Source organism: Stenotrophomonas sp. MMGLT7 (assembly GCF_021168555.1).
Taxonomy (GTDB): Bacteria; Pseudomonadota; Gammaproteobacteria; order Xanthomonadales; family Xanthomonadaceae; genus MMGLT7.
Window position 1 is genome coordinate 1 of the sequence record NZ_JAJOZS010000022.1, and the last position, 22,495, is coordinate 22,495.

At 70.8% G+C, this 22,495-nt stretch carries 15 protein-coding genes and 3 pseudogenes; 8 read left to right on the forward strand and 10 right to left on the reverse strand.

The genetic code is table 11. From position 1 onward, the window contains the following. The 5 genes and pseudogenes from LRX76_RS17765 to xerD all read right to left on the reverse strand — a co-directional run. Positions 1-661: pseudogene (locus LRX76_RS17765) on the reverse strand (hypothetical protein); the annotation flags it as partial. A gap of 171 nt (positions 662-832) precedes the next feature. Next, positions 833-970 (reverse strand): annotated as a pseudogene (locus tag LRX76_RS18855) (ESPR domain-containing protein); the annotation flags it as partial. 323 nt (positions 971-1,293) lie between these two features. Then, positions 1,294-5,385: a phosphoribosylformylglycinamidine synthase gene (gene purL / locus LRX76_RS17775; RefSeq protein ID WP_231806966.1), complete on the reverse strand. Its 4,092-nt coding sequence runs from the start codon at positions 5,383-5,385 to the stop codon at positions 1,294-1,296. Between the two features lie 350 nt (positions 5,386-5,735). Beyond that, on the reverse strand, positions 5,736-6,530 hold the full coding sequence (locus LRX76_RS17780; protein WP_231806967.1) for a DsbC family protein: 795 nt from the start codon (positions 6,528-6,530) through the stop codon (positions 5,736-5,738). 856 nt (positions 6,531-7,386) lie between these two features. Next, positions 7,387-8,364 carry a site-specific tyrosine recombinase XerD gene (gene xerD, locus LRX76_RS17785; RefSeq protein ID WP_231806993.1) on the reverse strand — a complete coding sequence of 326 codons (978 nt, stop codon included), beginning with the start codon at positions 8,362-8,364 and terminating at the stop codon, positions 7,387-7,389. Positions 8,365-8,937: 573 nt separating this feature from the next. Here xerD and LRX76_RS17790 point away from each other — a divergent pair. Next, complete coding sequence (locus tag LRX76_RS17790; protein WP_231806968.1) at positions 8,938-9,426, forward strand: RDD family protein; 489 nt, start codon at positions 8,938-8,940, stop codon at positions 9,424-9,426. Positions 9,427-9,579: 153 nt separating this feature from the next. Here LRX76_RS17790 and lptG read toward each other — a convergent pair whose 3' ends face one another. Continuing rightward, a complete protein-coding gene (lptG, locus tag LRX76_RS17795; RefSeq protein ID WP_231806969.1) occupies positions 9,580-10,686 on the reverse strand; it encodes an LPS export ABC transporter permease LptG in 1,107 nt (368 codons plus the stop codon). Next, positions 10,683-11,765 (reverse strand): LPS export ABC transporter permease LptF, encoded by a 1,083-nt coding sequence (lptF, locus tag LRX76_RS17800; RefSeq protein ID WP_231806970.1) that lies wholly within the window; start codon positions 11,763-11,765, stop codon positions 10,683-10,685. The genes lptG and lptF overlap by 4 nt, the downstream gene beginning before the upstream one ends. Before the next feature lie 106 nt (positions 11,766-11,871). Here lptF and LRX76_RS17805 point away from each other — a divergent pair, with 106 nt between their 5' ends. The 4 genes from LRX76_RS17805 (at position 11,872) to LRX76_RS17820 (ending at position 17,338) form a co-directional block, all read left to right on the forward strand. Continuing rightward, the gene (locus LRX76_RS17805) at positions 11,872-13,359 is read left to right on the forward strand and encodes a leucyl aminopeptidase (protein WP_231806971.1); all 1,488 of its coding nucleotides are present in this window, start codon (positions 11,872-11,874) and stop codon (positions 13,357-13,359) included. A 114-nt stretch (positions 13,360-13,473) separates the two neighbouring features. Next, a complete protein-coding gene (locus LRX76_RS17810) occupies positions 13,474-13,899 on the forward strand; it encodes a DNA polymerase III subunit chi (protein ID WP_231806972.1) in 426 nt (141 codons plus the stop codon). A 110-nt stretch (positions 13,900-14,009) separates the two neighbouring features. Then, positions 14,010-16,880 (forward strand): valine--tRNA ligase, encoded by a 2,871-nt coding sequence (locus LRX76_RS17815; protein ID WP_231806973.1) that lies wholly within the window; start codon positions 14,010-14,012, stop codon positions 16,878-16,880. 35 nt (positions 16,881-16,915) lie between these two features. Then, positions 16,916-17,338 carry an isoprenylcysteine carboxylmethyltransferase family protein gene (locus LRX76_RS17820; RefSeq protein WP_231806974.1) on the forward strand — a complete coding sequence of 141 codons (423 nt, stop codon included), beginning with the start codon at positions 16,916-16,918 and terminating at the stop codon, positions 17,336-17,338. Between the two features lie 75 nt (positions 17,339-17,413). Here the strand turns inward: LRX76_RS17820 and rimI are convergent, their stop codons facing one another. From rimI to pssA, 3 genes are read right to left on the reverse strand one after another with little or no spacing between them, the layout of a single operon-like run. Next, the gene (gene rimI / locus LRX76_RS17825) at positions 17,414-17,899 is read right to left on the reverse strand and encodes a ribosomal protein S18-alanine N-acetyltransferase (RefSeq protein ID WP_231806975.1); all 486 of its coding nucleotides are present in this window, start codon (positions 17,897-17,899) and stop codon (positions 17,414-17,416) included. Continuing rightward, positions 17,896-18,330, reverse strand: a complete 435-nt coding sequence (locus tag LRX76_RS17830; RefSeq protein WP_231806976.1) for an alanine acetyltransferase — start codon at positions 18,328-18,330, stop codon at positions 17,896-17,898. Before LRX76_RS17830 ends, rimI begins: the two co-directional genes overlap by 4 nt. Then, a complete protein-coding gene (pssA, locus tag LRX76_RS17835; RefSeq protein ID WP_231806977.1) occupies positions 18,327-19,103 on the reverse strand; it encodes a CDP-diacylglycerol--serine O-phosphatidyltransferase in 777 nt (258 codons plus the stop codon). Before pssA ends, LRX76_RS17830 begins: the two co-directional genes overlap by 4 nt. 77 nt (positions 19,104-19,180) lie before the next feature. On the opposite strand from pssA, the gene LRX76_RS17840 reads away from it, so the two are divergent. From LRX76_RS17840 to LRX76_RS17850, 3 genes and pseudogenes are all read left to right on the forward strand, one after another. Continuing rightward, positions 19,181-19,552 (forward strand): DUF4124 domain-containing protein, encoded by a 372-nt coding sequence (locus LRX76_RS17840; protein WP_231806978.1) that lies wholly within the window; start codon positions 19,181-19,183, stop codon positions 19,550-19,552. 513 nt (positions 19,553-20,065) lie between these two features. Next, positions 20,066-21,760, forward strand: a complete 1,695-nt coding sequence (locus tag LRX76_RS17845) for a proline--tRNA ligase (protein ID WP_231806979.1) — start codon at positions 20,066-20,068, stop codon at positions 21,758-21,760. A gap of 507 nt (positions 21,761-22,267) precedes the next feature. Further along, positions 22,268-22,495 (forward strand): annotated as a pseudogene (locus LRX76_RS17850) (H-NS histone family protein); the annotation flags it as partial.

Below are 22,495 nucleotides of genomic sequence, written 5' to 3' on the forward strand. Positions count from 1 at the left end.
CCCCGGCACCGAAGGCCGCGGCGCCGGCCCCGGTGGCCTGCGCCGGAATGAAGCCGAAGAAGGTGGTGCCGCCCACCGCCACGCTCTCGTCGCCGGTGGCCACGCTGGATTCGCCCACCGCCACCGCGCCGGAACCGGACGCCGTGGCCGAGGCACCGACCGCGGTGGCGTAGTCGCTCGACGCCGCCGCGCCGTAGCCCAGCGCCGAGGACAGGAAGCCGCCCGCCTCGCTGTAGCCGCCCAGCGCGGTCGATCCCTGGCCGCTGGCCGCGCTGCGGAAGCCGCTCGCCGTGGCCTGCGTCTGCGTGGCCACCGCCTCGCTGCCGGTGGCGGTGGCGTAGGCAGCGGAGGCCTCGGCCCCGGCACCGGTGGCGCTGGCGCCGATCTCGCTGGCCAGCGCGCCGGAACCCAGTGCGACGCTGTCCTCGCCCAGCGCCTGGCTGTCCAGGCCGAACGCCGATGCGCCGGCGCCCGCCGCCAGCGCGTTGAAGCCGACCGCGGTGGCGTTGTCGGCGAAGGCGCCGGCACCGCTGCCCAGCGCGGTGGCGCCGTCGCCGATCGCATTGGTCGCCTCGCCCGCCGCCAGCGCGTTGTCGCCCTCGACGTAGGCGCCGGCGTCGCTGTCGTCGCTGCCGCTGGCCTTGAAGTAGGTGCCGGTGGCCTGCGCGACCTCGGCCGCCTCCTGCGGTTGCGCCACGTTGCCGCCCGCTTGGACCGACTGCGCCTGCGCCCCGGCCACCGGTCCCAGCAGCAGTGCGATCGCGATGGCCAGGGCCTGGCCATGCGGACGCGGAGCAGACACCGTCGCGGTCCCGGTGCTGTCGCCGCGGGCCAGTTCCGAGGCCACCACCAACTGGCCCAATACGGCGTTCCAGACCTTGCGATAAATCCGATTCATCGACTGCTGCTCCTTGAAGTGGCTGTTTTTTCGGCGAAAGACATCCCGGCGCGGCAAAACGCTGTCGCGCATTCGCCCAGGTGTCCTTGTGGCGGCGCAGCCCGGCAAGCGGTGGCGAGAGGCTCACGCCTGTCGCTTCCCCATCGGTCTTGCTGAACGATGGCGAACTGCGAAGCTGAAGCGATAGTTAACCCCGCAGCTTCAATAGGTCAAGTTTTTGACGAACCGTGCCGGAGTCGACACTTTTGCCGCGGCCGCGGCCGGGAAAAACGGCCAATCCATTGACGCGAAAGGAGTTTTACCGGGGCACAGGCATGCGCAAGGCCCGCCGGAGAACCGGCGGGCCTTCATTCCATTGGCGCATTCGGTAATGCCCGATGGTCAGCCCGGGGGCTTCAGGCGGTCCATACCCTTGCGTTGCGGAACATCCGCAGCCACGGCGAGTCCTGCGCCCAGTCGGCCGGCGCCCAGCTCAGGTTGAGCGTGCGCGCGGTGCGCTCGGGGTGCGGCATCAGGATGGTGGCGCGGCCGTCGGTGGTGGTCAGGCCGGTGATGCCGCCGGGCGAGCCGTTCGGGTTGAGCGGGTAGTGCTCGGCGGCATTGCCCTCGCCATCGACGTAGCGCAGGGCGACGCGGGCGGCGGCCTGGTCGACGGCGCTGTCGAACTGGGCGCGGCCCTCGCCATGCGCCACCGCCACCGGGATCCGCGAGCCGGCCATGCCGCGCAGGAAGATCGACGGCGACTCGACCACCTCCAGCAGCGCGGTGCGCGCCTCGAACTGCTCGCTGCGGTTGCGCAGGAAGCGCGGCCAGTGCTCGGCGCCGGGGATGATGTCCCGGAGCTGGCTGAGCATCTGGCAGCCGTTGCACACGCCCAGCGAGAACGTGTCGGCGCGGCCGAAGAACGCGGCGAACTGGTCGCGCAGCGCCGGCCGTTCCAGGATCGAGATCGCCCAGCCGCGGCCGGCGCCGAGCACGTCGCCGTAGCTGAAGCCTCCACACGCGGCCAGGCCGGTGAACGCGGACAGGTCCACGCGGCCGGCGATCAGGTCGCTCATGTGCACGTCGAAGGCGCGGAAGCCGGCGCGCTCGAAGGCGCTGGCCATCTCGATCTGGCCGTTGACGCCCTGCTCGCGCAGGATCGCCACCTTCGGCCGCACGCCGGTGGCGATGAACGGCGCGGCCACGTCCTCGGCCGGGTCGAAGGCCAGCTTCGGCTTCAGCCCCGGGGCGGCGAAATCGCGCGCCAGCGCGCGCTCGGCATCGGCGGCCTCGGGGTTGTCGCGCAGCCTCTGCATGGCGTGGGTGACCGACCACCAGGCATCGAACAGCTCTTCCCAGCGCCATTCGGCCAGGGTGTCGTTGCCCTCGGTGACGCGCACCACCGGCGCGGTGGTCGGGCGCGCGATGCGCTGCGCGCATTCGGTCAGGGCATGGCGCTCGACCAGGTCGGCGAACGCGGCGCGGTCCTTGCCGGCGACCTGCACGATGGCGCCCAGCTCCTCGTTGAACAGGCTGCCGAAGGCGTCCTCGCCCCAGGCATCGAGCGAGATGTCCAGGCCCATGCGCGAGGCGAACGCCATCTCGCACAGCGCCGCGAAGGCACCGCCGTCGCTGCGGTCGTGGTAGGCCAGTAGCACGCCGGCCTGGCGCGCATCGCGGATCAGCTCGAAGAAGCCGCGCAGGCGCTGCGGGTCGTCCAGGTCGGGCACCTCGCCGGCGAAGGCCGGCAGCGCCTCGTCGCCGGCATGCACCTGCGCCAGCACCGAACCGCCCAGGCGCTGCTTGCCCGCGCCCAGGCCGATCAGCCACAGCTCGCTGTCGGTCTCGCGCGCCAGCAGCGGGACCAGCTGCGTGCGCGCGTCGGCCACCGGCGCGAACGCGGTGACCACCAGCGAGACCGGCGAGACGGATTTGTGGGTGACGGGATTCGGGAGTCGGGAGTCGGGATTGGTGAGAAGCGTGATGCTTCGGCCGTCGACGAATCCGCTCTTGCGAATCCCGATTCCCGAATCCCGGCTTTCCACAGCCGAATGGCTGGTCATCCCGGCTTCCTGCCACTGCGCCTGCATCGACAGCGAGTCCTTGCCCACCGGGATGCTGAGGTCGATCTGCGGGCACAGTTCCATGCCCACCGCCTTGACCGCGTCGTACAGCAGCGCGTCCTCGCCGTCGTGGTTGGCCGCGGCCATCCAGTTGGCCGACAGCTTGACCGTGTCCAGCGCATCGACCGGCGCCGCGCACAGGTTGGTGATGGCCTCGCCCACGGCCATGCGCGCCGAGGCGGCGGCGTCGAGCAGCGCCAGCGGGGCGCGCTCGCCGATCGCCATCGCCTCGCCGGCGAAGGTGTCGAAGCCGGACAGGGTGATCGCGCAGTCGGCCAGCGGCAGCTGCCACGGACCGATCATCTGCTCGCGCGCGGTCAGCCCGCCGACGCTGCGGTCGCCGATGGTGACCAGGAAGCTCTTGGCCGCTACGGTCGGATGCGCCAGCACCCGCAGGCCGGCCTGGTGCAGGTCCAGCCCGGCGGTCGCCAGCCGCGGCCAGCGCGGCGCCGGCGGATGCGCGGTGTCGCGGTGCATCTTCGGCGGCTTGCCGAAGAGGACGTCCATCGGCAGGTCGATGGGGTGCGGGGAATCGGAAATCGGGAATGGAGAATCGGCAGGAGCGGGCAGGGTCGGCTTTTCACCATTCCCGATTCCCGATTCCCGATTCCCGGCACCGAAGACGCCATACCCCACCACCAGCCTTTCCTCCGCCGTGGCCACGCCGACGGCGGCGAACGGGCAGCGCTCGCGCGCGCACAGCGCGGCGAACTCGTCCAGCCGGTCCTGCGGCACGCCGAGCACGTAGCGCTCCTGCGACTCGTTGCACCACAGTTCCAGCGGCGACAGCGAGGGGTCGTCGCTGGGCACGCGGTCCAGGTCGATGACGCCGCCCACGCCGGAGTCGTGCAGCAGCTCGGGGATGGCGTTGGACAGGCCGCCGGCGCCGACGTCGTGGAACCAGCGGATCGGGTTGTCCTCGCCCAGCGCCACGCAGCGGTCGATGACCTCCTGGCAGCGCCGCTCCATCTCCGGGTTGTCGCGCTGCACGCTGGCGAAGTCCAGGTCCTCGGCGCTGTCGCCGGAGGCCACCGAACTGGCGGCGCCGCCGCCCAGGCCGATCAGCATCGCCGGGCCGCCGAGCACGATCACCGCGTCGCCCGGCTGCAGCCGGATCTTCTGCACCTGGATGCGGTCGATCGCGCCCAGGCCGCCGGCGAGCATGATCGGCTTGTCGTAGGCGCGGGTCAGCGCGCCTCCATCCGGCGCGCTGCCTTCGGCCAGTTCGAAGCTGCGGAAGTAGCCCAGCAGGTTGGGACGGCCGAACTCGTTGTTGAACGCGGCGCCGCCGAGCGGGCCGTCGAGCATGATCTCCAGCGCCGGCGCCATGCGCGGGTTGAGCGCGCGCGGTGCCTCCCACGGCTGCGGCAGCGTGGGGATGCGCAGGTGCGAGACGGAAAAGCCGGTCAGCCCGGCCTTGGGCTTGCCGCCGCGGCCGGTGGCGCCCTCGTCGCGGATCTCGCCGCCGGCGCCGGTGGCCGCGCCGGGGAACGGCGCGATCGCGGTGGGATGGTTGTGGGTCTCGACCTTGATGCAGAACGCCGACTCGACCGCCGGTTCGGCCCGGTACTCACCGCTGGCCGGGTCCGGCCGGTAGCGCGAGGCGGGAAAGCCTTCCACCACCGCGGCGTTGTCGCTGTAGGCGCTGAGGGTGTGCTGCGGGGTCTGCTGGTGGGTGTGGCGGATCATGCGGAACAGCGACTGCGGCTGCTGCTTGCCGTCGATGCTCCAGCTGGCGTTGAAGATCTTGTGGCGGCAGTGCTCGGAGTTGGCCTGCGCGAACATCATCAGCTCGACGTCGGACGGATCGCGGCCCAGCTCGCCGTAGCGTGCACGCAGGTACTCGATCTCGTCGGCGGCCAGCGCCAGCCCGAGGCGGGTGTTGGCCTGTTCCAGCTCGGCCAGCGCGATGCGCTCGAGCGGCTTGCGCGGCGGCGGCGCGAACAGCGCCTGGGCGGCGCCGGCATCGTCCAGCAGCGACTGCGTCATCGGATCGTGCAGCAGCCGCGCCAGCGCCGCCTGCGCCGCGGCGTCCTGCGGCCAGCCGGCCAGGTCGATGCGGGTACCGCGCTCGACCCGCTGCACCGCCACGCCGGCGCCGTGCACCAGTTCGGTGGCCTTGCTCGACCACGGCGACAGCGTGCCCAGCCGCGGCACCACGTAGCGCGACACCGCGCCATGCTCGCGCGCGGCGCTGGTGCCCTCGGCCTGCAGGATGCGCCGCAGCGCCTCCAGGTCCGGCGCCTGGCCGGCCTGTGGCTGGATGAAGTACACGTGCCAGCTGCCGGCGATGCGCAGGCCGGGCGCAATCGCTTGCAGGCGGGATTCGAGACGAGCGCGGCGGAACGACGACAGGGCGGGAGCGCCCTCGAGGACGATCATGTCCGGGAGACCGTGGGAAATAGCGGGCCGGCTATTGTAGCTGGAGCGCGGGGATTCGGGATTCGGGATTGGCGAAGCCGGCCAGCCCCATGCCGGGTGCAGCCTGCCCCGCCTTGCGCCCTTCGGCCGACAGGGCGGGGCCATAGTCCAGTCCGGGTAGGCGCAGCACCCCCGACGACGGGAGAACTACATCGCCCGCTGACCCAGGGATGCGGCGGCGGCCTTGCCCGGGCTGCGCGGGCCTGCGTGCGGCTCCGATGCAACGCTCCGAAGGTCTCTACCCCAGGTGGACGGCGCGCAATGCCTGCGATCACCCGGCATCCGGGGCGTGGCCCCGGCCTGCCGCGATCTCAGCGCGAACCGCCCTTGCCGGCGGCCTCGGCGCGGCGGTCCAGCGCCTGGCGCAGCTGCGCCGGCGGCAGGTAGCCGCCGAGCTGGGTGCCGTCGGGGCCAAAGATGGCCGGCGTGCCGTTCACGCCCAGGCGTTCGCCCAGCTTGTACTCCAGCGCCACCGGGTTGGTGCAGTCGCGCGCGGCGATCGCCTTGCCCTGCTTGGCCGCGGTCAGCGCCTGCTTCCTGTCGGCCGCGCACCATACCGAGACCATGTCCTTGAAGTCCTGGCTGGCCAGGCCCATGCGCGGGAACGCCAGGTACTCCACCGCGATGCCCTGCTTGTTCAACTCGGCGATCTCGCTGTGCAGCTTGCGGCAGTAGCCGCACTCGACGTCGGTGAACACGCTCACCGTGTACTTGGGATTGGGCGGGGCGAAGACGATCCGCTGCGAGGCCGGCACGCTCGCCAGCTCCTTGCGGCGGTAGGCCAGCAGGCCCTCGCTGGAAGCGAACTGGCGGGCCTGGATGTCGAACGGCTGCGCCTGCAGCAGGTAGCGGCCGTCGTCGGACACGTACAGCACCTGGCCGCCGACCACGACCTCGCGGAAGCCGGGGAACGGCGCCGCGCCGAGGTAGTCGGGCTTGAAATTGGGATCGAGCTGGGCGAGCGCGCTGCGCACGCGCTGGTCGACGTCGCCGGCGGCGGCGGGCGCGGCCGCGCCGGGCGAAGCGGCTTTGGCGGGCTGCGCCGGCTGGGCGCAGGCGGAAAGGCTGGCGGCGCCCAGCAGGGCGGCGAAGGCTATGCGGATCATGGGGCTTCCGGGGGATCTGGTAGCGCCGGATTCTCGCACAGGCGGGATGAAGCGGACTTGTGGGGTATCGAGGCATACGCGCCGACGGCTTGCTTCTCCCGCTTGCGGGGGAACGGGGTGCGAAGCGCCGGATGGGGGCTTTGCCGGTAGGAGCATGGGGCGGGCCTCGGCCTGCCGCGCAGGGAGCTTGGACTCGTCGTCCCCGCGGAAGCGGGGGAACCCGGCGGCTTTCGCGCTGGAATCAATCGGCAGCCAGGAATGCGACGGCTCCATCCTTCAAAGGCTAAAGGCACTGGGTCCCCGCTTTCGCAGGGACGACGAGCGAATCGGATGCGCGCCACGCTCCAAGTCCAAGCGATGTCGCAACGTCGCTGTCGCACGCTTTCAAGGCAGGATGTTCCTCTTAGGCGGCAGCAGCATGGACGCGTGGCGACGCGTTCGTCATTGCTGGCGCGTTGTCTTCCGTCTGGCGCGGCCGGGCGTTCGGCGCACGCGAGCCAGTGGCCCGTCCCCATGCTGCTCGGCGTTCTGCCGCCATCCATGGCGCGGCTGAGGCGGCTCCGGGTCGTCCCGGCCCGGCCATCCGCGGCCGGGCGTTCGGCGCACGCGAGCCGGTGTCCCGTCCCCATGCTGCTCGGCGTTCTGCTGCCATCCATGGCGCGGCTGAGGCGGCTCCGGGTCGTCCGGCCCGGCCATCCGCGGCCGGGCGTTCGGCGCACGCGAGCCGGTGTCCCGTCCCCATGCTGCTCGGCGTTCTGCTGCCATCCATGGCGCGGCTGAGGCGGCTCCGGGTCGTCCGGCCCGGCCATCCGTGGCCGGGCGTTCGGCGCACGCGCGGCATGCCGCGCGAGGCGCCTCACCCCCTCGGATGGTGCTTGCTGTGCAGGCGCTGCAGGTGTTCGCGGGCGACCAGGGTGTAGATCTGGGTGGTCGACAGCGAACTGTGGCCCAGCAGCATCTGCAGCGCGCGCAGGTCGGCGCCGTGGTTGAGCAGGTGGGTGGCGAAGCTGTGCCGCAGCCCGTGCGGGCTGATCCGCGCCGGGTCGATGCCGGCCGCGGCAGCGTAGCGCTTGACCAGCACCCAGAACTGCTGGCGCGTCACCGGCCGCAGCGCGGCGTCGATGAACATCGGCACCTGGCCACTGCCGTCGGCCGGCACCGCCTTGCGCCCGCTCAGCTGCGGGCGGGCCTGGTCCAGGTAGCGCTGCAGCCAGTATTGCGACTCCTCGCCCAGCGGCACCAGCCGTTCCTTGCTGCCCTTGCCGGTCACCCGCAGCACGCCCTGGCGCAGGTTGACCGCATTGACCGGCAGCCCGACCAGCTCGCTCACGCGCAGGCCGGCGGCGTACATCAGTTCCAGCATGGCGCGGTCGCGCAGTCCCAGCGGGATGTCGATCGCCGGCGCGTCCAGCAGCGCCTCGATCTGGCTCTCGGCCAGCGCCTTGGGCAGCGAACGCGGCAGTCTGGGCGAATCCAGCAGCGCACTGGGGTCGTCGCCACGCTCGCCGCGCCGGACCAGCTGGGCGAAGAAGGCTCGCAGCGTGGACAACAGCCGCGCGTTGCTGCGCGGCGAGTAGCCCTGGCGCGTGCGCCAGGCCAGGTAATCGAACAACCCTTCCCGGTCGACACCGGCCAGGCCGCCGCCGGCGCCGTCGCGCCAGCGCGCCAGCCCTTCCAGGTCGCGCCGGTAGCTGGCCAGGGTCGACTTGGACAGGCCGTGCTCGGCCCAGGCCGCATCCAGGAAGCGGCCGATGACCCCATCGTCGTCGGCACGCAGTTGCGGCAGGTGGGTCGCAAGCATCCGCCGTTCGGCGGCCGTGGTGCAGGCAGGCATGGTCAGCATCTTAGGAGCAATCGGCATGCTCGATGACATCGATGGGAGCACATCGTCGTTCCCGCGCGGGCACATTTGTATCCGGGGACGTCCGGGGGACGTCGTTCCCGCGCAAGTGGAGCCCATGAATGTTGTCGCGACCGCCCGGGCGTCCCTGGACGATCAGCAGTGACCGGCCGTTCGGCTGTGGTGAAGCACTTCGGCCGCCGAGAAGTGATCCCCCGCGTTCGCGGGGATGACGAGCAAAAGGTTCGACGCAAGCCTCGATCCGGGTCCCGATGCTGCCCAGGCACGCCGGGAGCCCGCTTTGCGTAGCCCGGGTAGGCGCAGCGCACCGGGACACGGGCCGACGTTTGTGACCGCCCCCTCCCGGGAGCGGCCTTCGACCCCGCCCGCGCTACCCAACGCGCCTGGCGCTACAGCGTCTTTTCCCGGCCCCCGCGGCTTCCGGCGCCGGATCGATCAGCTACAAAAGCTCCCGGCGCCCCTGCCTCGCGAGGCGAAGACCGCCCGTGCTTGGACGACGGCCGCAGAAAGGCCGCCTCCGACGGCAGCAGGCCGTATCCTTTCCTCATGGCCCCGCAAGACCCCTCGCCCGCGCGCGCCCAGGCCCTGGTCGGCCGGCGCCTGCTCGCCCTGTCCTACGACCTGTGGCCGGCGCTGGCGCTGTGGCTGCTGCTGTCGGCGCTGTTCACCGCGGGCTATACGCTGGCCGGCCATGGCGCGCGCGAGAACATCGCCCCGTTCAGCGCGGCGCAGTGGCTGCTGTGGCTGGGCTGCTGGCTGGCGACCGGGCTCTACGCCACCGTCAGCTGGCGCCGCGGCGGGCAGACGCTGGGCATGCGGCCATGGCGGCTGCGGCTGGCCGGCCGCGATGCAACGCTGCCGGCCTGGCGGGCCCTGTGGCTGCGCTACTGCATCGGCACGCTGTCGCTGGCGCTGGGCGGCCTGGGCTTCTGGTGGGCATGGGTGGACCGCGACCGGCTGACGTGGCACGACCGCGCCAGCGCCACGCGGATGACGCGGGCGCCCGCGAGGTCGCATCGCTGCAACGCCCCGTAGGAGCGATCTGCCTATAGGAGCGACCTGTAGGAGCGACTTCAGTCGCGATGGGCTTTATCGGTAGAGCCACGATCGCGACTGAAGTCGCTCCTACAGGTCGCTTCCACAAATCCACAGACAAGCGCCGATGCATGGCCCGGCGGCGCCGCGGCCTCAGCTGCTGCGGCGCTTGAACAGCCAGCCGGACACCGCCAGCATCACCACCGGCGGCAGCGCATAGGCGATGCGGTAGTCGAACCTGAGCGCGCCGGCCATGCGCCCGAAGAACAGCTGCAGCAGCCAGAACGCGAGCGCGAACAGGATGCCCAGGAACAGCCGCTTGCCCATGCCGCCGCTGCGCAGGGTGCCGAAGGCGAACGGGATCGCCGCCAGGCACAGCGCGATGACGTTCACCGGGTAGAACCAGCGGCTCCAGTACTGGTCCTCGTAGTCGCGCGCGTCCAGGCCGTTGCGGCGGCGGTACTCGATGCTGTTGCGCAGGTCGTGCACCGACAGGTTGCGCGGCCGGGCCAGTCCGGCCGCCAGCGCGGCCGGGTCCAGGCTGGAGTTCCAGGGCAGCTGGTCGACCGTCTCCCGGGTGACCTCGCGCGCGCCGAAGCTGTCGCGCCGTACCTGGTGCAGGATCCAGCCCTGCGCGCGGTGCTCGGCGGTGACCGCATGGGTCAGCACCTCCAGCCGGCCGTCCTCGCCCATCTGGTACAGGCGCACGTCGTGCAGCTGCAGCGAGGTGCCGCCGCCGTCCTCCAGCCGCTCCTCGCCGCTCTGCGCATTGAGGAAGGTGTTGCCCTCGCGCGCCCACAGCCCGGAGTAGCGCGCGGTGGCCATGTCGGCGTTGAACTTGGCGCTGTTCTTGACCGTGTCGGCCTGCGCCTGCGCCCACGGCGCCAGGGTCTCGCCGTTGACGATCATCAGCCCGGTCAGCAGCACCAGTGCCGCGCACACGGATACGCTCAGGCGCCTGCGCGACAGGCCGATGGCGCGCAGCGCGGTCAGTTCCGAGGTCGCCGCCAGCTGGCCGAGCGCCATCAGCGCACCGATCACCGCCGCGGTCGGGAACACCGTGTAGGCCTGCCGCGGCACCGTGTAGGCGACGTAGGCCACGGCGTGGGCGAAGGTGTAGCTGCCCTTGCCGATGTCCTTGAACTGGTCGGAGACCCCCATCATCACGAACAGGCCCACCAGCACCGCCCAGGTCAGCAGCACCGAGGACAGCACGGACTTGCCGATATAGATGTCGTGCAGGCGCGGACGCAGGTTCATGCGGTCCTCCGCGGGCGCGACAGGCGGCCGTCGCGCAGGTACAGCCAGATCGAGAACGCCAGCAGCGGCAGGCTCAGCCACCACAGCCCCCAGGCCGGCGACAGCTTGCCGGTGGAGATCCACTGCGTGCCCAGGACCATCAGGTTGTTGCCGACCACGTAGGCCAGGAACGCCAGCATGATGCGGCCATAGCTCTGCTTGCGCGGCGAGCTGCGCGACAGCGGCAGGGTCAGCAGCGCGAACGCCAGCGCCAGCAGCGGCGGGGTGATGCGCCGCTGCAGCTCGGCCTGCGCCTGCGCACGCTCGTCGCCGAACAGCGCCGTGGTCGGCATCGTCTCCGGGTCGTTCTCGTCGCGCGGCTGGCTGCGGTCGGGCAGCGCCACCTCGTTGCTCTCGTAGCGCATGATCCGGTAGTCCAGCCCGTCGCCGGCGGCCGGACCCTCCACCCGCCAGCCATCCTCGAGGCGCAGGTAGCGGTCGGTCTTGCCCTCGAAGAACATCGACCCGCGCTGGGCGCTGACCACGTCGATGCGGTCGTCCTTCTGCCGCTGCATGAACACCTTGCCCAGCCCGGTGCCGTCGGGCGAGACCGTGGACAGGTAGACGATGCCGCCGCCGGACAGCGGGGTGAAGGTGCCCGCCTCCAGCCCGGCCAGCACCACCGAGCGGTTGGCGTCCTCGATCATGGTCTCGGCGGTGCGGCTGGCCCACGGCCCCAGCCACAGCGAGCACAACGCCACCACCGCCACCACCGGCAGCACCAGCAGCAGGATCGGCCGCAGCAGCCGCCGCGGCCCGACGCCCAGCGAGGTGATCACCGCCATCTCCGAGTCGCGGTACAGCCGCCCCAGCGCCAGCAGCAGCCCCAGCATCAGCGACAGCGGCAGGATCAGCGGCAGGTAGACCAGGAACTGCAGCCCCAGCTGCGAGAACAGCAGCCGCGCCGGCAGGCGGCCGTCGGCGATGTTGCCGAGGATCGCCACCAGCACGCCGCCGGCGCTGACCACCAGCAGCACGATCAACGTGGCGAAGAAACTCTGGACGAAATCGCCCAGCAGGTATCGATCGAGCTTCGGCATGAGGTGGGGTTGATTTAAACTCTGGGGTTCGTTCGCGGCTCCGGCAGCTTGGCATGGCCGGCGTAAACAGTCCGCGATTGTACGTTTCGGCTATGGAATCTGCTCAATGTCCCTGGAATTCACCCTGAATCAAGACGCGCCGGCGACGGCGGCGTTCGACTGCATCGTGGTCGGCGCCTTCGCCGACAAGACCCTCCCGGCCGCGGCGCAGGCCGTGGATGCCGCCTCCGGCGGCCGGCTGGCGGCGCTGGCGGCGCGGGGCGACCTCTCCGGCAAGACCGGCAGCACCGCGCTGCTGCACGACCTGCCCGGCCTGAACGCGGCGCGGGTGCTGGTGGTCGGGCTGGGCGAGCCGGCCAAGTTCGGCGTGCCGCAGTACCTCAAGGCGGTCGGCGATGCCGTGCGCACGCTCAAGGCCGGCCCGGCCGCCAGTGCGCTGCTGACCCTGTCCGAACTGCCCGTCCCCGGGCGCGACGCGGCCTGGAACATCCGCCAGGCGGTCACCGCCGCCGACCACGCCGGCTACCGCTACACCGCCACGCTGGGCCAGAAGAAGGCCGCCGAGCCGGGCCTGAAGCAGCTGGCGATCGCCGGCCACGACGCCGCCGCGCTGGCCCAGGGCCAGGCCATCGCCGCCGGCGTGGAGTACGCCCGCGAGCTGGGCAACCTGCCGCCCAACATCTGCACCCCGGCCTACATCGCCGAGCAGGCGCAGAAGTTCGCCGCCGCGCACGAGGGCGCCGAGGCCGAGATCCTAGACGAGCAGCAGATGGAAGCGCTGGGCATGGGCTCGCTGCTGGCGGTGGCGCGCGGCTCGGCCAACCGCCCCAGGCTGGTGGTGCTCAAGTGGAACGGCGGCGGCGACGCCCGCCCCTACGTGCTGGTCGGCAAGGGCATCACCTTCGACACCGGCGGCGTCAACCTCAAGACCCAGGGCGGCATCGAGGAGATGAAGTACGACATGTGCGGCGGCGCCACCGCGCTGGGCACGGTCGTGGCCGCGATCAAGGCCCGGCTGCCGCTGAACCTGGTGGCGGTGGTGCCGGCGGTGGAGAACGCCATCGACGGCAACGCCTACCGGCCCTCCGACGTGATCACCTCCATGTCCGGCAAGACCATCGAGGTCGGCAACACCGACGCCGAGGGGCGCCTGATCCTGTGCGACGCGCTGACCTACGCGCAGCGCTTCAACCCGGTCGCGCTGGTCGACCTGGCGACCCTGACCGGCGCCTGCCTGGTCGCCCTGGGCCACCAGACCGCCGGGCTGATGAGCAAGCACGACGACCTGGCCGACGAGCTGCTGGCCGCCGGCGAGCAGGTGTTCGACCGCGCCTGGCGCCTGCCGCTGTGGGACGAGTACCAGGGCATGCTCGACTCGGTGTTCGCCGACGTCTACAACATCGGCGGCCGCTGGGCCGGCGCCATCACCGCCGGCTGCTTCCTGTCGCGCTTCACCGAGGGCCAGCGCTGGGCGCACCTGGACATCGCCGGCGTGGCCAGCGACGACGGCAAGCGCGGCATGGCCACCGGCCGCCCGGTCGGGCTGCTGAGCCAGTGGTTGCTTGACCGCGCCGGTGGCGCGGCCGGGAATTGAGAATCGGGAATAGGGAATGGTGAAAAGCGCCCTGCCCGACCTGCTCGCCATCGGCCCGATCGCCGTACTCCGCTCTGCCCATTCCCGAATCCCCATTCCCGAATCCCTGCCCCCATGCCCCGCGCCGACTTCTACCTGATCGCCAAGCCGCGCTTCCTCGAGCAGCCGTTGCGGCTGGTGTGCGAGCTGGCGCGCAAGGCCTGCGACGCCAACCTGCCGACGCTGGTGCTGGCGCGCGACGCCGCCCAGGCCGAGGAACTGGACGACCTGCTGTGGGCGTTCGACGAGGACGCCTACATCCCGCACCAGATCGCCGGCAGCGACGAGGACGACGACGTCACCCCGGTGCTGATCGCCACGCCGGACTTCGACGCGCCGTCGCGGCCGCTGGTGATCAACCTGCGCGACGATGCCTACCTGGGCGCCTGCGACCGGGTGCTGGAAGTGGTCCCGGCCGACCCGGCCGCGCGCGAGCCGCTGCGCGAGCGCTGGAAGCAGTACAAGGCGCTCGGGCTGGACGTGAACAAGTACGACATGTAGTTGAAAAGCCGGGATTCGGGATTGGAGATTGGGGATTCGCAAAAGCAGCCCCTCGTCCCGATGCCCCGTCTTTACGAATCCCCAATCCCGAATCCCCAATCCCTGCGCCAATGACCTCCCTAGCCTCCAGCTACGACCCCAAGTCCTTCGAATCGCGCCTGTACGCCGAGTGGGAGGCCGCAGGCGACTTCAAGCCGTCCGGCACCGGCACGCCCTACACCATCCTGCTGCCGCCGCCGAACGTGACCGGCACGCTGCACATGGGCCATGCCTTCCAGCAGACGCTGATGGACGCGCTGGTGCGCTACCACCGCATGCGCGGCTACGACACGCTGTGGCAGGTCGGCAGCGACCACGCCGGCATCGCCACCGAGATGGTGGTCAGCCGCAACCTGGCCGCCGAGGGCAAGGGCGAGACCCGCGACTCGCTCGGCCGCGAGGGCTTCATCGCCAAGGTATGGGAGTGGAAGGCGCACTCGGGCGACACCATCGAGCGGCAGATGCGCCGCCTCGGCACCTCGGCCGACTGGTCGCGCAGCACCTTCACCATGGACGAGGGCCCCTCGAAGGCGGTGGTCGAGGCCTTCGTGCGCTGGCACGAGCAGGGCCTGATCTACCGCGGCCAGCGCCTGGTCAACTGGGACCCGGTGCTGAAGACGGCGATCTCCGACCTGGAGGTGGAGAACGTCGAGGAAGACGGCTTCCTGTGGTCGATCCGCTACCCGCTGGCCGACGGCGCCAGCTACGAGCACGTCGAGGTGGATGCCGACGGCAACGAGGTCCTGCGCGAGCGCCGCGACTACCTGATCGTCGCCACCACCCGCCCGGAGACACTGCTCGGCGACACCGCGGCGATGGTGCATCCGGACGACGCGCGCTACGCCGGCCTGGTCGGCAAGGCCGTGACCCTGCCGCTGACCGGCCGCCGCGTGCCGATCATCGCCGACGACTACGTCGATCGCGCCTTCGGCACCGGCGTGGTCAAGGTGACCCCGGCGCACGACTTCAACGACTATGCCGTCGGCGTGCGCCATGCGCTGCCGATGATCAACCTGTTCACGCCGGAGGCCGCGCTCAACGACAACGCCCCCGAGCGCCTGCGCGGGCTGGACCGCTACGACGCGCGCAAGGTGGTGCTGGAAGAGCTGGAGGCGGCCGGCCTGCTGGTCGAGGCCAAGCCGCACAAGCTGCAGGTGCCGCGCGGCGACCGCACCGGCCAGGTGATCGAGCCGTACCTGACCGACCAGTGGTTCGTGAAGATGGACGGGCTGGCCAGGCGCGGCCTGGAGCTGGTCGAGTCCGGACACGTGAAGTTCGTCCCGCCGAACTGGATCAACACCTACCGCCACTGGATGGAGAACATCCAGGACTGGTGCATCAGCCGCCAGCTGTGGTGGGGCCACCGCATCCCGGCCTGGTACGACGAGGCCAACAATATCTACGTCGGCCGCAGCGAGGACGAGGTGCGCCAGCGCCACGGCCTGGGCGGCGAGGTCGCCCTGCGCCAGGACAGCGACGTGCTGGAGACCTGGTTCTCCTCGCAGCTGTGGCCGTTCTCCACGCTGGGCTGGCCCGACGAGACGGCGATGGCCGAGCGCGGCTTCGAGCGCTACCTGCCGTCCGACGTGCTGGTCACCGGCTTCGACATCATCTTCTTCTGGGTGGCGCGCATGATCATGGCCACCGACAGCTTCACCGGCAAGGTGCCGTTCCGCGACGTCTACATCACCGGCCTGATCCGCGACGCGCAGGGCCAGAAGATGTCCAAGTCCAAGGGCAACGTGCTCGACCCGCTGGACATCATCGACGGCATCTCGCTGGACGACCTGCTGGCCAAGCGCACCACCGGGCTGATGCAGCCCAGGCTGGCCGAGAAGATCGCCAAGGCCACGCGCAAGGAGTTCCCGGAGGGCATCATCGCCCACGGCGCCGACGCGCTGCGCTTCACCATCGCCGCGCTGGCCGGCCACGGCCGCGACATCAAGTTCGACCTCGGCCGCGCCGAGGGCTACAAGAACTTCTGCAACAAGCTGTGGAACGCCAGCCGCTTCGTGCTGATGAATACCGAGGGCTTCTCCCTTCTCCCGCTTGCGGGGGAAGGTGCCCGCAGGGCGGATGGGGGCAGCTCCGCGCCCAATCCGCAAACCGACGCCGAGAAGTGGATCCTCGCCCGCCTGGCCGCCGTCACCGCCGAGGCCCGGGAGCACTTCGCCGGCTACCGCTTCGACCTGCTCTCGCAGGCGCTGTACGAGTTCGCCTGGAACGAGTTCTGCGACTGGTTCGTCGAACTGGCCAAGCCGGCGCTGCAGGGCGACGACACCGTGGCCGCCGACTCCACCCGCCACACCCTGCTGTACGTGCTCGAGGCGCTGCTGCGCCTGCTGCACCCGCTGACCCCGTTCATCACCGAGGAACTGTGGCGCAGCGTCGCCCCGCGCCTGGGCATCGCCGAGCGCACCATCTCGCTGCGGCCGTATCCGGATCAGGTGGATTTCGCCGGGCAGGACTTCGCCGCCGCCGAGGCCGACGTGGAATGGCTCAAGGCGATGGTGTCGGCGCTGCGCCGCGTGCGCAGCGAGCTGGGCGTCTCGCCGTCCAGGCAGGTGCGCCTGCTGCTGCAGGCCGGCACCGCGGCCGACCGCGCGCGCGCGGAGCGCTTCGCCGCGCAACTGCAGTTCCTGCTCAGGCTGGAGGCCATCGAATGGCTGGCCGGCGATACGCAGGCACCCGCCGCCGCGGCCGCCATCGTCGGCGAACTGAAGCTGCTGGTGCCGCTGGAAGGCCTGGTCGACCTGGATGCCGAGCGCGCGCGCCTGGACAAGGAGATCGCCCGCGTGTCCGCAGAGAAGGACAAGAGCGAGACCAAGCTGGGCAGGTTCACCGACAAGGTGCCTGCGGCGGTGGTCGAGCAGGAGCGCCAGCGCCTGGCCGACTGGAGCGCGCAGCTGGCCGGCCTGCGCGCGCAGCGGGCCCGCCTCTGAACCCGCGGGGCGCCCGCATTCCGCCGCCGCTGGCGATGGCGCTGTGCGGCGTCATCGCCTGGGGAATTTCGGCCGCGCTGCCGGCCGGCCGTTTCGCCTTGCCACACGCCACCACGGTCGGCAGCGCCATCGTGCTGGCCGGCATCGCGCTCAATCTTGCGCCGAAGTGGGCATTCCGCCGTGCAGGCACGACCGTCAATCCGCTGCGGCCGCAGGACAGCGTGCGGCTGGTGCAGACCGGGCTGCATCGCTGGTCGCGCAATCCCATGTACCTGGGACACGCCGCGATCCTGCTGGGCGTAGCCACCGCCTTGGAGAACGTCGTCGCCTTCGCGGCGGTACCAGCCTACATGCTGTACGTCGGCCGCTTCCAGATCCTGTCCGAGGAACGCGCGCTGCGGGCCCGGTTCGGCAGGACCTACGCCGACTACTGCCGGCGCGTACACCGCTGGCTCTGAGGGCAGGCGCCAGTCGCTCCACGCAACCAGCGCGCGCCGCATCCGGGCCTGTGAAGCGTCAAGGCCGTGGCTGGCCTACCCCATCCCCTCGAACGACAGCTCCATCGCCATCACCAGCGCGTCCTCGCGGCCGTGCTCGGCCGGGTAGTAGCGCGGCCGGCGGCCGATCTCGTTGAAGCCCTCGGAATGGTAGAGCGCCACCGCCGGGGCGTTGGACGGGCGCACTTCGAGGAAGATGCGCCGCGCACCGCGATCGCAGGCCAGCTGTACCAGCGCGCGCAGCAGGTCGCGGCCATGGCCGTGCGACTGGTGCTGCGGATCGACGCAGACGTTGAGCACGTGCGCCTCGTCGGCGGCCAGGCTGAGCACGCCGTAGCCGATGATCGCGCCGCCGGCTTCCATCACCCGGCCCGGATAGCCGGCCTGCAGGCAGTCGCGGAAGATGCCGCGCGTCCACGGGAACGGATAGGCGCGCTTCTCGATCTCCATCACCGTATCGAGGTCGCTCTCGCGCATGACCCGCAGGGTCGGCGCGAACGGCCGGTTGCTGACCGCGCTCACGGCGCCGGCTTCCTGCGCAGCGCACGCAGCTGCGGCCACAGCGCGCGCTTGGCGGCCGGATCGGCGCGCAGCTCGGCCAGCGGCCACGAGGCCATCAGCGCCTGCACCTGCGGATCGGCCGGATTGCGGCCGGAGGCGCGCAGCAAGGCGATCTGCAGCCGGTCCGGCAGCCGGAAGCCCGTCGCCGCTGCGGCGGCACGGCGCGGCGGATTGGGTGGTGGGGCGCCCGCGGCCGCGCGCCGTGGCAGCGGCTCGGCGCGCGCGCGCGGAGGGACCTCCTGGCGCGCCGCGGGTACGGAAGCGGGCTCGGCCGCCACCGCCGGCGCAGGCGCCGGCACGTCGGCCGGATCCAGATAGACGACATGCCCCATCGCCTGCAGCCAGGACAGCTGCTGCTCGGACCAGGGCGCGTGGCTGCCGGGAGCGCTCATGCGCCGGCTTCGGGGACCTTGCGCCAGCGCCGCCACAGCCACATGCCGGGGCCGGACAGCGCATAGACGATGCCGACGGCGAACAGCGTGCGCGGCAGGTCGATCACCAGGATCGCCAGCACGATCGGCACCAGCGCCAGCGCCAGGAACGGCACCCGGTCCGCGCGCGGGCTCTGGGCGCCGCCCTTGAAACTCCAGAAGCGGATGCGGCTGACCATCAGCAGCGCCGCGACGATGGTCACCGCCAGCGCCACGTAGCGCAGCTCGCCGCCGTTCCAGCCCAGGCCGCCGTCGGCAAAGGCCCACACGAAGGACATCATCAGTCCCGCCGCCGCCGGGCTGGCCAGGCCGATGAACCAGCGCTTGTCGACCACCGCCACCTGCGTGTTGAAGCGCGCCAGCCGCAGCGCCGCGCAGGCCGCGTACAGGAACGCCGCCGCCCAGCCGATGCGGCCGGCGATGCCGCCGTCGAACTTCAGCTCGGCCAGCGACCAGTGGTACATCACCAGCGCCGGCGCCATGCCGAAGCTGACCAGGTCGGCCAGCGAGTCGTACTGCACCCCGAATTCGCTGCTGGTGCCGGTCAACCGCGCGACGCGGCCGTCCAGGCCGTCCATCACCGCGGCCACGAACACCGCGATGGCCGCGTGCACGAACTGGCCGTTGGCCGCGGCGATGATCGCGTAGAAGCCGGCGAACAGGCCGCCGGTGGTGAACAGGTTGGGGAGCAGGTAGATGCTGCGCGAGCGCGGCGGTGGTCGGGTCGGGTCCATCCGCGCAGTTTAATCGACTTGCCACTGCGCCCGGGCGGTGCTGCAATCGGCGTCCCGGTTCCCCTGGAGTGAGCGCCATGCGCGCCGTGCCCGTGTTGTGCCTGCTGCTGTGCGCCAGCTTTGCCGCCCATGCCGCAAAGGTCTACCAGTGGAAGGACGCCAACGGCGTGACCCACTACTCGGAAAGGCCCCCGGCCGGCCAGGAGTTCGCCTCGCGCACCATCAGCAACCACGGCAACACCGTCCCGGTCGCCGCCGCGCAGAAGACCCCGGAGTCGCAGGGCTGCCTGGACGCGCGCCGCAACCTGGAACTGCTGTCGGGCGACGTCCCGGTCATGCAGGACACCGATGGCGACGGCAAGCCGGACAGGACGCTGGACGAGGGCCAGCGCGCCGCGCAGAAGAATCTGGCCGAGGCCGCGACCAAGGCCTATTGCCAGGCGCCGTAGGCAGGGCACCGGCCCGGCCCTCTTCGCCCACAACAGAGGCATGCAGCTCCCTTCTCCCGCTTGCGGGGCTGGGCACCCTCGGGGTGGAAGGTGCCCGAAGGGCGGATGGGGGCTGTCTGGAGCATCGGGAAGCCACGGCAAAAGCCCCCCCCCCCATCCGGCGCTGCGCGCCACCTTCCCCCGCAAGCGGGAGAAGGGGATCGCCGGATTCCGGGACTTTCAGGAACCGGCTCGCGATCTCCCGTAGGAGCGACTTCAGTCGCGATGAGGCTTTCCCGGTAGAGCCCCATCGCGACTGAAGTCGCTCCTACAGGTCGCTCCTGCGTGGGACTGTGCGCAGGTCATGGCGGCGTCACCGCGAGCGATCAGCAGGCTGCATCCCTACTTGGGATCGTGAACGGGTTCCAAGCATCGCCCAGCACCTCCCCGATCCGGTACCGCATGCACATGCCCAGCGCAGCGGGCCGCGCTCTACGGCAAAATAGCGGTTTCCGCCGTCCGCGAACCCTGTCCATGCGCCTTTCCCAGTTCCACCTGCACACCACCAAGGAAACCCCTGCCGACGCCGAACTCGTCAGCCACCGGCTGATGCTGCGCGCCGGCATGATCCGCAAGCTCGCCTCCGGCCTGTACACCTGGTCGCCGCTGGGCCTGCGCGTGCTGCGCAAGGTGGAGGCGGTCGTGCGCGAGGAGATGAACCGCGCCGGCGCCATCGAGATGCTGCTGCCCACCATCCAGCCGCGCGAGCTGTGGGAGGAAAGCGGGCGCTGGGAGAAGTTCGGCGCCCTGCTGCTGAAGATCAAGGACGCCAAGGAGCAGGACTTCTGCTACAGCCCCACCGCGGAAGAGGCAGTGACCGACTTCGTGCGCCAGGAGATCTCCAGCTACAAGCAGCTGCCGTTGAACCTCTACCAGATCCAGACCAAGTTCCGCGACGAGATCCGCCCGCGCTACGGCGTGATGCGCGCGCGCGAGTTCCTGATGAAGGACGCCTACTCGTTCCACCTCAGCGACGAGGACCTGGCGCGCGAGTACGAGAACATGAAGGCCGCCTACGTGCGCATCTTCACCCGCCTGGGGCTGGATTTCCGCGCGGTGCAGGCCGATTCGGGCGCCATCGGCGGCGATGCCTCGATGGAGTTCCAGGTGCTGGCCGATTCCGGCGAGGATGCGCTGGCATTCTCCACCGGCTCGGACTACGCGGCCAACATCGAGGCCGCGGTGGCCGCCGATCCGGCGCCGCGCCCGGCCGCCGCCGAAGCCCTGCGCCGGGTGGAGACGCCCACGCAGAAGACCTGCGAGGAGGTGGCCGAGCTGCTGCAGATCCCGCTGCAGCGCACGGTCAAGTCGTTCGCGGTGATGGGCGAGGACGGCTTCGTGCTGGCGCTGGTGCGCGGCGACCACAGCGTCAACGAGATCAAGCTGGCCAAGTTGCCGGGCCTGGCCGACTACCGCATGGCCAGCGAGAGCGAGATCCGCGAGCACCTCGGCAGCGAGCCCGGCTTCCTCGGCCCGGTGGCGCCGCCCAGGCCCATCCGCGTGGTCGCCGACCGCGAGGTGGCGGCCATGGCCGACTTCGTCGTCGGCGCCAACGCCGCCGGCTTCCACATCGCCGGCGTCAACTGGGACCGCGACCTGCCCGAAGCCGACGTCGTGGCCGACATCCGCAACGTCGCCGAGGGCGACCGCGCCCGCGACGGCGGCCAGATCCGCTTGGCGCGCGGCATCGAGGTGGGCCACGTGTTCCAGCTCGGCCGCAAGTACGCGCAAGCCCTGGGCGCCACCGTGCTCGACGAGAACGGCAAGGCCGCGGTGATGACGATGGGCTGCTACGGCATCGGCATCTCCCGCATCGTCGCCGCGGCGATCGAGCAGAACCACGACGACGCCGGGATCGTCTGGCCCGTCCCGATGGCGCCCTGGACCGCGGCGGTATGCGTGATCAATCCCAAGCGCGACGCGGCCGTGGACCAGGCCGCCGGCGAGTTGCTGGAACGGCTGCAGGCCGCCGGCGTGGACGCGGTGCTGGACGACCGCGGCCTGCGCCCGGGCGCGATGTTCGCCGACATGGAACTGATCGGCATTCCCTATCGCATCGTCGTATCCGAGCGCGGGCTGGCCGCGGGTACCTACGAGTTCCGCGCACGCGGCGCCGGCGAGGCCGAGAACCTGGACAAGGCCGCGCTGCTCGAACGCCTCGGCGCCTGAGCCGCCGTCCGCCGCTACCGGCAAGGAGAATCGCCCGCGCAAGCGGGCGATTCCATATCCGGTTGGTGCCGGGCGCAATGACCGCTGCCGATGCGGGAATGGACGCCCCGCCCACGACACCCGCGCAGCCCGGGCAAGCAAAACGCACCCGGGACAGCGATCGCCCCGGATCCGGCCGCCGGTCTTGCGGGCCAGGGATTCCAAACCCGACCTGGCTCCTCCGGCACGGAAATGGATGATTTGTTTTTTGCGATCTGACGAGAACCGGACTTCCGCGCCCATTTAACGCCGGATTAGTATCGCCCGCGATCGTTTTTAACGATACCTCGAAGCCTTCTTCGCGATGTCGCACCGCAGCATCGTTGTTAAAACGGGCTCGCATCCACAGATTCGGCCTTATTGCGCAAAACAGTATCCGGGAAGTTTGTAATCCACATAATCTGCGATTATTCTTTCCGCCGGCGCCAAGGAATGGCCGTTTTTTCCACCCTTTGCACCGGAGTAATAATGACCATCGATCTGACCGGCCTGTCGGCCAAGCAGTTGAGTGCCCTCATCAAGACCGCCCAGAAGCAACGCACCATCGTGGCAAAGCGCCCGCCCATCGCCAAGGTTCGCGCCAAGCTGGCCCGGCTCGCCAAGGCCGACGGCTATACCATCGAAGAGATCTTCGGCGGTGGGGCCCCCCCCGCCCCCCGCCGGCCCACAACCCGGGGCAAACCCCGCCCCCCGGCC